The sequence below is a fragment of the Peribacillus kribbensis DSM 17871 genome (assembly GCF_000430765.1).
In the GTDB taxonomy this organism is placed as follows: Bacteria; Bacillota; Bacilli; order Bacillales; family DSM-1321; genus Paraperibacillus; species Paraperibacillus kribbensis.
Genome location: NZ_KE387244.1, coordinates 169,629 through 183,722, shown reverse-complemented (window position 1 = coordinate 183,722; position 14,094 = coordinate 169,629). Strand labels below are relative to the sequence as shown.

Genomic DNA, 14,094 nt, shown 5'->3' with positions numbered 1-14,094 from the left:
GCACTCCCCTCTAACTATTGGTTTTGATGTTCAGTCCCCGGAATAAAAGCCGTGTCTGAAGATCCACATATTCCGGAAGAGTATACATCTTTCTTAGTGCCCATCTTCTAAAGCTCCACATCTGGCCCTGGACAAAAATATTGTGGGCAATCATTTTTATTTCCGGCCCTGATGCCTCGAGCTCCCCGTTATTTGCACAGGATTGGATGATCTGCTCAAACAGGGCAACCATTTCGATCTCTTTTTCCAGTACATAGGACAGGGCGTCCTTTGTAAGGGACTTCACTTCCTGGTACATGACCAATACCTCGTCCTGCATATCATCCATCACCTTGAAGAAGTTCAGGATCCCGGCTCTTAAGGAATCCAGGGTACCCTGACTGGTATCCAGATCCTGCTGAAGGCGTGCCCGCACTTCCTCATAGATATGGTCGCAGACTAAATACAGCACATCTTCTTTGGTTCTAATATATTCATAGAGAGTGCCGATGCTGAATCCGGCGGCTTTCGCAATTTCTCTAGTAGTGGTGCGGTGAAAGCCTTTTTCTTTAAAGAGGGTCACAGCACCTTTGATCATCTCATTTCTTCTTTTAAGGATGAGTCTTTCATCCTTGACCGTGGCGTGAACATCCCTTTTCATTGCCTCCCACCGCCTTTCATTGAAAACTTGAGGGTTAATCCTTCGTAATCATCCGGGAAATAACCAGCTTCTGGATTTCCTGGGTTCCCTCATAAATCTGGGTGATTTTTGCATCCCTCATATATCTCTCTACCGGGTAATCCTTGGTATAGCCGTATCCGCCAAAAACCTGAACGGCTTCTGTCGTTACCTTCATAGCCGTGTCACCGGCAAAGAGCTTGCTCATGGCAGATTCCTTTCCATACGGAAGACCTTCAGATTCAAGCCATGCTGCCTGGTAGGTTAATAGTCTGGAAGCTTCCACCTGGGTCGCCATATCGGCCAGCTTAAAACCTATTCCCTGCTGGGCCGCGATCGGTTTGCCAAACTGCTGCCTTTCTTTTGCATAAGCGACGGAAGCATCGAGCGCTCCCTGGGCAATCCCGACTGCCTGGGCCGCAATTCCGTTTCTTCCGCCGTCAAGCGTCATCATGGCAATCTTGAAGCCTTCTCCCTCTTGACCAAGAAGGTTTTCCTTCGGCACCCGGCATTCTTCAAAGATAATCTCGGTTGTCGGTGATGAACGAATGCCGAGCTTCTTTTCTTTCTTCCCGACACTGAATCCCGGAAAGTCCTTTTCCACGATAAACGCGCTGGTTCCCTTTTGACGGGAGGAAGGATCTGTCAGAGCAAAGACCACATACGTATCAGCAATCCCGCCATTCGTGATAAAGATCTTGGATCCATTCAGGATGTAATGGTCTCCTTCAAGCCGTGCAGCCGTCCTCATCCCTCCTGCATCCGAGCCCGATCCAGGTTCAGTCAGTCCATAGGCCCCGATTTTTTCCCCCTGTGCCATCGGCCGCAGATACTTTTGCTTCTGCTCCTCTGATCCAAATTTATAAATCGGCCAGCCCGCTAGCGAGGTATGTGCGGACAAGGTCACTCCTGTGGAGGCGCAGACTCTGGAAAGCTCCTCCACGGCGATGCAGTATGCAAGATAATCGCTGCCGATCCCGCCATATTCCTCCGGCCATGGAATACCTGTCAGCCCAAGCTCAGCCATTTTGTCAAATATCTCCCGGTCAAACCGTTCTTCCTCATCCCGCTCAGCGGCTGTAGGGGCCACTTCATTCCTGGCAAAATCGCGGACCATCTTCCTGATCATTTCATGTTCTTCTGTCAGTTTAAATTGCATGATTACAACCTCCATGGTGATCTATGTTTGGTATTGCAGAGCATTCCTTGAATTTGATTGATAGTATGAACACGATTAAAGCTCCTTGCTGATGACGATTCTCTGGATCTCGCTCGTTCCTTCATAAATTTCTGTAATCTTCGCATCCCGGAAATATCTTTCCACGGGGTAATCTTCGGTATAGCCATAGCCGCCGAAGATCTGGACCGCCTCTATAGCGGTTTCCATCGCGGTTTTGGATGCCATGAGCTTGGCCATGGAGGCTTCCTTCTTGCATGGTATACCCTCTGATCTCATGTTTGCCGCACGATAAAGAAGCATCTTAGCTGCTTCAATATTTGTGGCCATTTCAGCAAGCTTGAAGGAAATTCCCTGCTGGGCTGCGATCGGCTTTCCGAACTGCTGTCTCTCCTTGGCATATCGGACCGCGTGCTCAAAAGCGCCTTCAGCAATTCCCAGCGCCTGGGCCGCAATTCCGATTCTCCCTGCTTCCAGGTTCGCGAGTGCCACCTTCATTCCTTCGTTCTCAGCTCCCAGGATATTTTCAGCTGGTATCCTCATATCTTCAAACATCAGCTGAACAGTCATGGAACCATGAAGCCCCATTTTATGTTCATTTTTTCCGATGACAAGGCCCGGGGTGTCCTTCTCCAGAATGAAAGCCGTGATCCCTTTTGATCCTTTCTCCGGGGCGGTGGATGCAAAGGTGATATAGACATCCGCCTCTCCCCCGTTGGTGATAAAAATCTTAGAGCCGTTCAGGATATAGGAATCCCCGTCCTTTACCGCTCTCGTCTTCAGGCTTCCTGCATCCGAGCCCGCAGAAGGCTCAGTGAGCGCAAAGGCACCCAGATACTCACCTGATGCAAGCTTTGGCACATACTTGTTTTTTTGTTCTTCTGTCCCAAAATATAAAATGGGATTGGTGCCCACGGACGTATGCACGGATAGGATGACCCCTACAGCCGCGCTTACCTTGGAGATTTCCTGGATGGCAATGATATAAGACAAATAATCCATTTCCGAGCCGCCATATTTTTCAGGTACAGGAATGCCCATTAAGCCCAAAGCCCCCATCTTTTTAATGATTTCTTTTGGAAAATGGCCCTGCTCCATTTTTTCAATAAAAGGTGTGATTTCTGTCCGTGCGAAATCCTGCACCATCTTTTTCATCATTTCCTGCTCATCGTTCAACCGAAAGTTCATGATGGCCCTCCTGGGGAGTTTCTATTTTGCAAAAAAGGCTTTGAGTTCCGCTTCCTCGCTACTCATAGATATAAAAGCCACGCTTGGATTTCTTTCCCAGCCAGCCTGCTTTTACATATTTACGCAGAAGCGGGCACGGGCGGTACTTATCATCACCGAAGCCTTCGTGGAGAGTCTCCATAATGTACAAGCAGGTATCCAGGCCGATAAAATCAGCCAGAGTCAGCGGACCCATCGGGTGATTCATGCCGAGCTTCATGACTTCATCAATCGCTTCCTTTGAGGCGACTCCCTCATAAAGGGTGTAAATGGCCTCGTTGATCATTGGCATAAGAATGCGGTTCGAAACAAATCCTGGAAAGTCATTCACTTCAACCGGTACTTTATTTAATGCCTTTGCCATATCCTCCACAGCCTGATAGACCTCTGGTGCTGTCGCCAGCCCTTTGATGATTTCGACCAGCTTCATGACCGGAACCGGATTCATGAAATGCATGCCGATCACCTTTTCAGGCCTTTTGGTAGCTGCCGCTATTTCCGTGATCGGAAGAGAGGAGGTATTTGAGGCAAGAATGGCCTCTTCCTTGCAAATCTCGTCCAGCTGCGCAAACAACTGGGTTTTAATCTCCATGTTTTCTACGGCGGCCTCAATGATAATATCCGCATCACCGGCATTTACCAGATCCGTAGATTCCTTGATTCTGCTTAACGTACGATTCATTTCTTCCTGAGGCAGCCTGCCCTTTTCCACCTGCCGCATCAGGTTTTTCCGGATCGTTCCCTGGCCGCGTTCAACAAATTCAGCCTTTAGATCATGCAGGATCACTTCATAGCCATTCATGGCACATACCTGGGCAATGCCAGAGCCCATCTGTCCAGCGCCGATCACCATTACTTTTTGAATCCCCATCATGCTTCCTCCCTTTGTGGTCTTCTTACCGTTTACGCTTCCTTTGGGACCTCAACCATTACAGCATCTCCCTGCCCGCTTCCAGAGCAGATGGCCGCAATGCCGATTCCGCCTCCGCGTCGTTTTAGCTCGTTTACCAGGGTAATGATGACCCTGCCTCCGCTCGCCCCGATTGGATGTCCAAGGGCCACCGCCCCGCCATTCACATTTACCTTCTCGTGATCCAGTCCGGCAATTTTGCTGCTTGCAAGCGAGACAGCTGCAAATGCTTCATTAATTTCAAATAAATCTATTTCACTGACATCCCTGCCGGTCTTTTTTAGAATTTCATTGATGACAAGACCTGGTGTTTTAGGGAAATCCTTAGCTTCGACAGCCACTTCCGCATGCCCGACTATATAGGCTAAAGGCTTGATCCCTTCCCTTTCTGCGCGTTCTTCGCTCATCAGGACAAGGGCAGCTGCTCCGTCATTCACCCCTGGGGCATTCCCTGCAGTAATGGTTCCATCTTTACCGAATGCAGGCTTCAGCTTGGCAAGGACCTCAGCCGTTGTATCCTTCCTTGGCGCTTCATCATGATAGACAACAACAGGCTCGCCTTTTTTCTGCGGAACCTCGACAGGAACGATTTCCTCGGCAAAAACCCCGCTTTCAATCGCCTGTATGGCTCTTTGATGGCTTCTTAATGCCCATCTGTCCTGATCTTCCCTTGGTATTTCCAAATCTTCCGCTGTACTGTTTCCGTACGTCCCCATGTGTACGCCTGTGAAGCTGCAGCTTAATCCATCATGGATCATCATATCCGTCAGGGAGCTATCCCCCATCCTAAGGCCCCACCTTGCCTTTGGAAGGATATAAGGGGCACTGCTCATGGATTCCATTCCCCCTGCCACAATCACTTCCTCATCTCCAGAGCGGATGATCTGATCCGCAAGAGTTACGCTCCGCATCCCTGACGCACATACTTTATTGACCGTTTCTGTCTTAATCTCCCACGGTAGACCGGCATGCCTTGCAGCCTGGCGGGATGGGATCTGGCCCTGGCCTCCCTGAAGCACAGTCCCCATGATGACTTCATCAATGGATTCAGGAGAGATACCTGCCCTGTGGATTGCTTCCTTAATGACCTTCCCGCCCAGTTCTGAAGCGGTGAAGCTGCTGAGCGCTCCCCCAAACTTTCCAAATGGTGTCCTGACTCCGCTGATAATGACCGTTTTTCCCATATGTGATTCCTCCTGTTAATTAAGGGTTATATGTTGATGATCATCCTGTTGACCGAACGCTCGCTCAGAATACAGCCTATAAAAACAAACCGCCTGATATGTAAGCGCTTTATATCCTAATATTACCTGACTGGTCAGTATATTCAAAATATTTTTTATCGTATTTTTGATTGAAGATCTATTAGTCTTGGTCCTGACAGAACTCACAATCATAAAAAAGCTGCCTGGTTGATCTCCGATTTTCGGTTTTCAAGGGAGGCAGCTTTTTATGACGGGTCTTTTACTAAAAAATTTTTAAAGAATGGCAATCAAGCAGGGACTGCTTCCCCTACCACGGACTTTTCAAGCAATTCGGCTACATCGTAGGTTTTCACATCTTCTTCTACTTCTTTGGCTTTTGTTCCGTCTGTAATCATGGTCAGGCAGTAAGGACAGCCTGAGCTGATGACGGATGGATTTACAGCCAGTGCCTGTTCGGTACGGGAAACATTGATGCGGTGTCCAGTTTCCTCTTCCATCCACATCAGCCCTCCGCCTGCTCCGCAGCACATTCCGTTTTCCCTGTTCCGTTCCATTTCCACTAGCTTTACTCCAGGGATGGACTTCAGAATATCCCGCGGTGCATCATAGACTTCATTGTATCTTCCCAGGTAACAGGAATCGTGGAAGGTGATCGTTTCTTTAACTTCATGCTTCGGAACCAGCCTGCCTTCCTTCACAAGCTTCGCAAGCAGTTCCGTATGATGATAGACCTCCGCCTGCAGCCCGAAGTCAGGATATTCATTTTTAAAGATATTGTAAGCATGAGGATCAATCGTAACGATCTTCGCAACCTCATTCTTTTCGAATTCCTCGATGTTTTTCGCAGCCAGCTCCTGGAATAGGAACTCATTCCCCAGCCTTCTCGGTGTGTCTCCCGAGTTCTTTTCCTTGTTGCCGAGGATAGCAAATTTCACTCCGGCTTCATTCAGAAGCTTCGCAAAGGAAAGGGCAATTTTCTGGCTTCGGTTGTCATAGGAACCCATAGATCCGACCCAGAACAGATATTCAAATTCCTCTCCTGCCTTTTTCAATTCTTTCACGGTTGGAATCTCCACATCTTCGCGGGCCTCGCGCCAGTCCTCGCGCTCCTTGCGGTTCAGCCCCCAAGGATTGCCCTGGCGTTCGATATTGGTCATGGCCCGCTGTGCATCCGGGTCCATTTTTCCTTCGGTGAGGACCAGATAGCGGCGCATATCGATAATTTTATCAACATGCTCGTTCATAACCGGACATTGATCCTCACAGTTCCGGCAGGTCGTACAGGCCCACAGTTCTTCTTCCGTAATGACCTCCCCTACCAGGGAAGGGTTATATTCCAGTGCGGCAGCTGCTTCCTTTGCACCCTGCGCAGCGCCGGCAAGTGCCAGCTGGTTGCCCTGTGTATGGGAAAAGGCAAGAGCCGGAACCCATGGCTGGCGGGATGTAATGGCTGCCCCTTTGTTTGTCAGGTGATCACGCATTTTTAGGATGATGTCCATAGGAGACAGCATCTTTCCTGTTCCTGTTGCCGGACACATATTGGTGCATCGCCCGCATTCCACACATGCATATAAATCAATGAGCTGGATTTGGGTAAAGTCTTCAATTTTTCCAGCCCCAAAGCTTTCCTGTGTTTCATCTTCGAAATTAACCGCTCTCAGCTTTCCAGGCTTTGTGGTCCTGCCAAGATAGGTATTGGCCGGCCCCGCTATTAAGTGGGCATGCTTGGATTGAGGCACATAAACCAGGAAGGTCAGCAGGAACAATAGATGAATCCACCAGGCAGCATAAAAGACTGCAACAGCTCCCGTTTTTCCGGCCCATGAAAAGGCGGAAGCAATCAAGGAAGCGACAGGTTCAGTCCATGTGCCGGGCTCGCTGTGCCAAATCTGTGCCATTCCGTTTCCTAAAAGGACGGAAAGCATCAGTCCGCCGATAAACAGGAGCACAAGCCCTGACTTAAAGCCCCGCTTAAGACGGACAAGCTTTTCAATATATCGTCTGTAGAACGCCCATACCACTGCCACTAAAATGACAAGAGTCACAATCTCCTGGAAAAAAGTAAAACCAGGATAAAGCGGGCCGAGCGGCAGATGGGAGCCGGGATGCAGCCCTTTTATAATAAAATCGATCGCCCCGAACTGAACAAGAATAAAACCATAGAAGAACATAACGTGTATGGCTCCACTTTTTTTATCCTTTAACAGTTTCTTTTGGCCAAATACATTGACCCACACTCTTTGTAAGCGCTCTCTTGTGTCTGCATCAAATTCCTCTTTTTTTCCAAGCTTTATATACGCAACTCTTGTTTTTATCAAATAGACAAAGAGGGAGACTGCGTAAGCAGTGACAGCAAGAAAAGCGATGAGGTTGATCCATAGAAAAATATTCACAGATGATTCTCCTTTCTCTCTTTACGACTGAAGAGTATAACTTTTCTGAATATAACTTATCTCCATTATATAATGAATGAGCATTCAGTCAATGTTTTTCTTTCCGAAGAAAATGACATTTTTATTTTCTCTAAACTCCCCGCCTCCCTTCATACTTTCCTGCCTTTTGAGCCACACTAATTGTTATCATGGCAGGAAAAGGAGGGAAAACCGCTGAGTCCGATGCTTGCTGTCTTATACGCTATTCTCCTTATTGTTCTTTGGTTTTGGATAGATTTTAAGCTTGGAAGGAAATCGCATCTAAAAAAGGCACACCACCGCGATTTTCCTTATCGATACAGCGATATATCCCTCTTTACTGACGGTATCCCATTGTTCGAGGATATGTTTGCGGAGATTGAGCGTGCTGAGCTCCATATCCATATTTTGTTTTACATCGTAAAGGAGGATCACTTCAGCAGAGAGTTTCTGGGCTTATTAAAGAAAAAGGCAGACGAGGGAGTGCAGGTCCGCCTTCTTCTTGACTGGATGGGAAGCTTTAAGCTGAAGAAAACCACCATCAGGGAAATCAGAAAGCACAACATCCATCTTTCATTCTGCCAGGTTCCAAAACTGCCTTATCTTTTTTATTCCTCCCAGGAGCGGAATCACAGAAAGATTGCGGTCATTGATGGCAAAACCGGCTATCTTGGCGGCTTTAATATCGGCAAGGAATATATCAACGAAGACAAAAAACTCTCCCCTTGGAGGGATTATCATTTAAAAATCATCGGCGAGGGTGTCCAGGATCTTCAAGAGGAGTTCCTTGAGGACTGGTTTGAAGCAACAGGCAGGGATTTCCGCAAGTCCGGGACCTTTCATTCAAAGCCCAAAAAGGGAAAATGCAGGCACCGGATCATCCCATGTGAAGGGATCTCGCTCGAGGAAAAGTTTACACAGCTGATCAGGATTGCGAAAGAACAGATTATCATCGGCACCCCCTACTTCATCCCAAGCCGGCTGCTGCTTGATGAGCTGATCAAGGCTCTAAGAAAAGGAGTCAAGCTTACCGTCATTGTTCCGGGGAAAGCCGATCATCCTTTTGTAAAAGAAGCCTCCTACACCTATTTCCGAAAACTGATCCCAGAAGGAGCGGGCATCTATCACTATCAAAATGGCTTTTACCATCCGAAGGTCATCTTAATTGATCATGAAATGTGTGATGTGGGAACCAGCAACTTTGATAAGCGGAGCTTATTTCTAAACCATGAACTAAACTGCTATATCTATGACCAAGATTGTATTTCAGAAATCGAGGCTGCCCTCATAGAAGATATTTCTTCCTCCGAAAAGGTCGAGCTGAAAAGCCTCACCGGTTTTCATCCTAAAAGAATCTTCCTGGAGCTGGCAGCAGCGGCCATTTCTCATTTTCTGTGACTCCTTCTTAAAAGTGGTTTATCTTCATAGATAGCGGGTTATGTAGAAGTATCCAGGGCCTCTTTTCATGGCATTCAGCCGGTTCCGAATCGCCTTTGAATCCTTTTCGCAAGCAATTGTTAAAAGCGGAGAGAATCCAGCAAATGCCTTAAAGCAAAGGAGCAGCTTATGAAAATCAGATTCGGCTATGTGTCCACCGCCTTAAACCTATGGGAAGCATCCCCTTCCAGGACAATGACTTTTAAAAGATATGGAGAAATAGGCAGTGAAGCTGCAAGAGACAAGCTATTGGATATTACCCGGGAAAACCTTCGGAACACCTTACGAATCCTTTATTATAATATCGCCCATGAAATCGAAGTCTACCGGTTCTCAAGCTCACTGGTCCCGCTCGCAACCCATCCCGAGGTGATGTGGGACTTCATCACCCCCTTCAGGGAGGAATGGAGGGAAATCGGGGAGCTTGTAAAAAAATATAAGCTCAGAGTGAGTTTCCACCCAAGCCAGTATACGCTCTTTACCGGAAAAAAAGCAGAGCTGACGGCGAATTCCGTGAAAGACATGGTGTATCATTATGCCATGCTTGAAGCGATGGGAGTAGAAGACAGGTCCAACATCAATATCCATGTAGGCGGAGCCTATGGGGACAAGGAATCCAGCATCAAGCGCTTCCACGAGAACATCCGGAAGCTTCCTGTCCATATTAAACGGGCCATGACCCTGGAGAATGATGATAAAACTTATACAACCGAAGAAACACTGGCCGTCTGTGAAAAGGAGGATATTCCGCTTGCCTTCGATTATCATCATCATATGGCCAATCCATCCGATCTCCCTCTTCCAGACCTGCTGGCGAGGGTTTATAAAACCTGGGAAAGAATTGATTGGGTGCCAAAAATCCATATATCCTCACCAAAAAGCGAAAAAGCCTTCAGGCATCATGCAGATTATGTGGATGTGGATTTCATTATGCCCCTGCTTCACCTATTGAAGGAAATGAACCTAGATGCCGACTTTATGATTGAAGCCAAAACAAAGGATAAAGCCCTTCTGCAGCTTGTTGGGGATATTTCTAAAGTACGGGGCATAAAAAGGACCAGCGGGGCGAGTATACAGTGGCCGTAAAGAAAAAGCTGTCTCCTAAAGCGGAGACAGCTTTTCTTATGGATATTACATCTGATCCGGCGCATGGACTCCGATCAGGGAAAGTGCATTTTTAATCGTGATCTGCACAGATCTGATCAAGGCAAGGCGTGCTTTAGAGCGTTCCTTCTGATCAGCATCGAGTACCTTCTCTGCATTATAGAAGCTGTGGAACACGGAAGCCAGCTCATTGATGTAATTGGTAATTCGGTGCGGAATTCTCTTTTGGGCTGCTTCTGCCACGATTTGCGGGAAGTCTGCCACTTTTTTCAGAAGATCGAATTCCTTCTCGGAAGAAATCTGCCCGTAAGAAATCTGCCCGTCTTCATAGCTTAGATTCATTTCTCTTCCCTGGCGCAGGATGCTCTCAATACGAGCGTGAGCATACTGTGCATAGTAAACCGGGTTTTCATTGGATTGAGAGACAGCGAGATCCAGGTCGAAATCCAGATGCGTATCAGAGCTTCTCATCGCAAAGAAATAACGGACTGCATCTAGGCCCACTTCATCAATCAAGTCCCTCATAGTCACAGCCTTGCCTGTACGCTTGCTCATCTTCATCTTTTCACCGTTCTTAAACAGGTGGACAAGCTGGATAATTTCCACTTCCAGCTGATTGCGTTCATAGCCCAGTGCCTCAATGGCCGCTTTCATGCGAGGGATATAGCCATGGTGATCGGCTCCCCAGATATTGATGATCGTTTCAAAGCCGCGTTCAAGCTTATCACGGTGATACGCAAGGTCTGGCGTCAGATACGTATAGGAGCCATCCTGTTTGATTAATACCCGGTCCTTATCGTCTCCGAGATCTGTTGAGCGGAACCAGGTAGCCCCATCCTGCTCATAAATATAGCCTCTTTCACGAAGCACACTTAGAGCCTCATCGATTTTCCCATTATGGTAAAGAGAGGTTTCAGAGTACCATACATCAAATTTCACGCGGAAGTTCTCAAGATCCTGCTTAAGCTTTTCCATTTCTACCTGAAGGCCATAGCTTCTAAAGAAATCAAACCGTTCTTTTTCTCCTGCCTCAGCGAATTTTTCTCCATATTCCTCAGCGATCTTCTTTCCGATCCCAATGATATCCTCGCCATGATAGCCGTCCTCAGGCATCGGAAAATCCTTGCCAAGAGCCTGGAAATAGCGGGCTTCTACGGATTTCGCAAGATTGTTGATCTGATTTCCGGCATCATTTATATAATATTCACGGGAAACGTCATACCCGGCCTTAGCCAGGACATTGCACAGGGAATCCCCTACTGCCGCACCGCGGGCATGTCCAAGGTGAAGGTCTCCGGTCGGGTTGGCCGAAACAAACTCAACCTGAACTTTTTTATTGCCGCCTACCTTACTTTCACCGTATCGGTCCCCCTGCTCTAAAACGGCCGGGATGATATCCGTAAGATAGGAATTATTCATGTAAAAATTAATAAAGCCTGGTCCTGCGATCTCGATTTTATCAATGTTTGCTTTAGAAGAATCAAAATGCTCCACCAGTGTTTCAGCAATCATCCGAGGTGCTTTCTTAGCGACCCTAGCCAGCTGCATGGCCATATTGGTAGAAAAATCGCCATGGGCCTTTTCTTTTGGTACTTCTAAAACTACATTCGGTATTTGTTCCTCCGAAGCCAGACCGCCTTTTATTACGGCGTCCTTAATCTCCTGTTTAAGTTTTTCCTGCACTTGTTCTGCAACATTCATGCTTTTACGCTTCCTCCCTATATGTAATCTCCATTAAATAGGTCCCTAACGAATTTCCCTGCATATTTAAACGGTATAGCAGCCTGATCAGACCTTCCCTTTGAACGCTGTCCCATTCCCTCACGATCTTCTGGGTATTGGTTTCCATCAGAAGTCTGCCATACATACTTTCGTAGTAGCCATTTGTTGTTTCTGCTTCATGGAAGTTCTGCTTCATCTTGACAGATCCGCTTCTTTTCAGCATGACATCCGTATCATTGAATTTAACAAGCGTTTGGATTTTTCCATTTTCATCGTGTTCCTCATACTGCAGATAATCCGCAGATGCTTTACTATGCAAAACCCCAGAGGTCTTTAATTCAAATGTCTCTGAATCCCCATCATTGGTAATGGTCGTTTTCACCGTAATCTTAACATTTTTCTTTTCGGAGTCTGTTCGATTCAAAAAACACACCTCCAGCTTTATTGTACGGCTGATCTTAGGATTCCTATAGAAAAGCCAATAACTATATAAGTATAAGGATTTGCACGCTAATATTCAAGAGCCCTTTATCAGTGTGAACAAAAGATAAAAAGCCCAAACCAAACCATGGATAAATAAAATCTTTTTGGTTCCCCCTTCAAGGGCTGTTGGTTTAACATTCCAGGCGCTTCGCTTTCCGCGGGGCGGCCGGTGAGCCTCCTCGGCTTCGCCTGTGGGGTCTCACCTGTCCCGCTGCTCCCGCAGGAGTCTTCGCGCCTTCCACTCCAACCAACAAGATTCTTCAATTTTGTATGGAACCTCCTGAACGGTCGACATCTTATCTATTGATCAAGGCAAAATCTTAGTCTTGCTGAATCATCTTGTGAGACTTTTAATCTTCAATGCAAGGATGCTTACATATTTCCAGAAGGTTGAGCTCGAACAACTTTCTCATCAACAGACCCTGTTTGTCCGATTTCTGATACCGCTTCGCACACCTTCCTATCAGCAAGCCCTACCCGCCCGAAATTTAAAAAGGGATTCAGCATGAAACCATACTGAACCCCTTTTTAAAAAAGCTGCGTCTATTATTTTTTATTCACCCATCCGAGAAGCATTTCGCGAATCAGTTTGCTCGCTGTGTTCGCTGTTTGTTCAGATACATCATAGACAGGCGCCACCTCAACAAGGTCGCATCCGATCACATTAATGTCTGATTTGGCAATGGCATGTATGGAGGCCAGCAATTCTTTGGAAGTAATTCCTCCAGCATCAACGGTTCCTGTGCCAGGTGCATGGGCCGGATCCAATACATCGATATCGATGGTGACATAGACCGGACGTCCTGCAAGAGTCGGAAGGATTTCTTTTAATGGCTCCAGCACCTCAAATTTTGAGATGAGCATGCCGTTTTCCTTCGCCCATTGGAACTCTTCCTTCATGCCTGAGCGGATTCCGAATGAATAGACATTCTTTGGTCCGATATGCTCGGCAATTTTACGGATCGGTGTGGAGTGAGAGAGCGGCTCTCCTTCATATTCCTCACGAAGATCTGTATGTGCGTCCATATGAATGATGGCCAGGTTGGGATACTTCTTTGCAGCAGCCTTCATAACAGGCCATGAGACAAGGTGTTCCCCGCCCATACCCAGCGGAAATTTTCCTTCTGCAAAGATCTTATCTGCAAAATTCTCGATTAAATCAAGGCTCCGCTGCGCATTCCCGAAAGGAAGCGGAATATCACCGGCATCAAAGTATTTTACATCGTCAAGATCACGGTCTAAATACGGGCTGTATTCCTCAAGTCCGATTGATACCTCACGGATTCTTGAAGGGCCGAAACGTGAACCGGGACGATAGCTGACCGTCCAGTCCATTGGCATTCCATAAATAACGGCTTCTGACTCCTCAAAATCCGGATGGCTCTTTATAAATACATTACCTGAATATGCTTCATCAAAGCGCAAGGGGATCCCCCATTTCTGTAGTAGTGATCGGGGAAGCTGCATCCCCTGTTTGTTTAAGCGTTGCCTTTAGCAGCTTTTAAAAAAAGCTGGTACATCATTGCTTATTAAAATAGCTTGCTTTAGCAGGCACCGTTCTCCGCTTTTCTATCTGTCCAGCTTCAAGCTGCTGCCTTCGAGTCATAAGCCAATCCGTCCATGGGAAGAAAAACCGCTTCCCACGGCCTGCTCGTCTTATGCTTGTCAGGCAGCTCCTCCGCTGTCGCTCCGGACCGCTTTCCGCTTTTCTTCCTGTCCAGCTCCGAACTGAGACCCTCGAGTCATAAGCCAGGCCGCCC

The 14,094-nt window shown here is 47.2% G+C and carries 11 protein-coding genes; 2 read left to right on the top strand and 9 right to left on the bottom strand.

Features of this window, described 5'->3' with window-relative positions; genetic code table 11:
* Nucleotides 1–10: 10 nt before the first annotated feature.
* From H539_RS0126085 to H539_RS0126060, 6 genes are all read right to left on the bottom strand, one after another.
* Nucleotides 11–640, bottom strand: coding sequence for a TetR/AcrR family transcriptional regulator (locus H539_RS0126085; protein WP_026695969.1), 630 nt, complete (start codon nt 638–640; stop codon nt 11–13).
* Between the two features lie 34 nt (nt 641–674).
* A complete protein-coding gene (locus H539_RS0126080; protein WP_026695968.1) occupies nt 675–1,817 on the bottom strand; it encodes an acyl-CoA dehydrogenase in 1,143 nt (380 codons plus the stop codon).
* A gap of 75 nt (nt 1,818–1,892) precedes the next feature.
* Entirely contained in the window at nt 1,893–3,023 is a 1,131-nt protein-coding gene (locus H539_RS0126075; RefSeq protein ID WP_026695967.1) for an acyl-CoA dehydrogenase, read from the bottom strand.
* A gap of 58 nt (nt 3,024–3,081) precedes the next feature.
* Nucleotides 3,082–3,933, bottom strand: a complete 852-nt coding sequence (locus tag H539_RS0126070) for a 3-hydroxybutyryl-CoA dehydrogenase (RefSeq protein ID WP_026695966.1) — start codon at nt 3,931–3,933, stop codon at nt 3,082–3,084.
* 32 nt (nt 3,934–3,965) lie between these two features.
* Nucleotides 3,966–5,156: an acetyl-CoA C-acetyltransferase gene (locus tag H539_RS0126065; RefSeq protein WP_026695965.1), complete on the bottom strand. Its 1,191-nt coding sequence runs from the start codon at nt 5,154–5,156 to the stop codon at nt 3,966–3,968.
* A 308-nt stretch (nt 5,157–5,464) separates the two neighbouring features.
* On the bottom strand, nt 5,465–7,570 hold the full coding sequence (locus H539_RS0126060; protein WP_026695964.1) for a (Fe-S)-binding protein: 2,106 nt from the start codon (nt 7,568–7,570) through the stop codon (nt 5,465–5,467).
* 180 nt (nt 7,571–7,750) lie between these two features.
* On the opposite strand from H539_RS0126060, the gene cls reads away from it, so the two are divergent.
* Both cls and uvsE read left to right on the top strand, forming a co-directional pair.
* Nucleotides 7,751–8,986, top strand: a complete 1,236-nt coding sequence (gene cls, locus H539_RS0126055) for a cardiolipin synthase (RefSeq protein WP_245602267.1) — start codon at nt 7,751–7,753, stop codon at nt 8,984–8,986.
* Nucleotides 8,987–9,154: 168 nt separating this feature from the next.
* The gene (uvsE, locus tag H539_RS0126045) at nt 9,155–10,111 is read left to right on the top strand and encodes a UV DNA damage repair endonuclease UvsE (RefSeq protein ID WP_026695962.1); all 957 of its coding nucleotides are present in this window, start codon (nt 9,155–9,157) and stop codon (nt 10,109–10,111) included.
* A 45-nt stretch (nt 10,112–10,156) separates the two neighbouring features.
* Here uvsE and argS read toward each other — a convergent pair whose 3' ends face one another.
* From argS to speB, 3 genes are all read right to left on the bottom strand, one after another.
* The gene (argS, locus tag H539_RS0126040) at nt 10,157–11,830 is read right to left on the bottom strand and encodes an arginine--tRNA ligase (protein ID WP_026695961.1); all 1,674 of its coding nucleotides are present in this window, start codon (nt 11,828–11,830) and stop codon (nt 10,157–10,159) included.
* Nucleotides 11,831–11,834: 4 nt separating this feature from the next.
* On the bottom strand, nt 11,835–12,275 hold the full coding sequence (locus tag H539_RS0126035) for a YwiB family protein (protein ID WP_026695960.1): 441 nt from the start codon (nt 12,273–12,275) through the stop codon (nt 11,835–11,837).
* A gap of 605 nt (nt 12,276–12,880) precedes the next feature.
* Nucleotides 12,881–13,759 (bottom strand): agmatinase, encoded by an 879-nt coding sequence (gene speB, locus H539_RS0126020; protein WP_026695958.1) that lies wholly within the window; start codon nt 13,757–13,759, stop codon nt 12,881–12,883.
* Nucleotides 13,760–14,094: the final 335 nt, after the last annotated feature.

Coding starts and splice junctions, on each gene's coding strand:
- H539_RS0126085 (WP_026695969.1), bottom strand. CDS start 640: ATGAAAAGGGATGTTCACGCCACGGTCAAGGATGAAAGACTCATCCTT.
- H539_RS0126080 (WP_026695968.1), bottom strand. CDS start 1,817: ATGCAATTTAAACTGACAGAAGAACATGAAATGATCAGGAAGATGGTC.
- H539_RS0126075 (WP_026695967.1), bottom strand. CDS start 3,023: ATGAACTTTCGGTTGAACGATGAGCAGGAAATGATGAAAAAGATGGTG.
- H539_RS0126070 (WP_026695966.1), bottom strand. CDS start 3,933: ATGGGGATTCAAAAAGTAATGGTGATCGGCGCTGGACAGATGGGCTCT.
- H539_RS0126065 (WP_026695965.1), bottom strand. CDS start 5,156: ATGGGAAAAACGGTCATTATCAGCGGAGTCAGGACACCATTTGGAAAG.
- uvsE (WP_026695962.1), top strand. CDS start 9,155: ATGAAAATCAGATTCGGCTATGTGTCCACCGCCTTAAACCTATGGGAA.
- argS (WP_026695961.1), bottom strand. CDS start 11,830: ATGAATGTTGCAGAACAAGTGCAGGAAAAACTTAAACAGGAGATTAAG.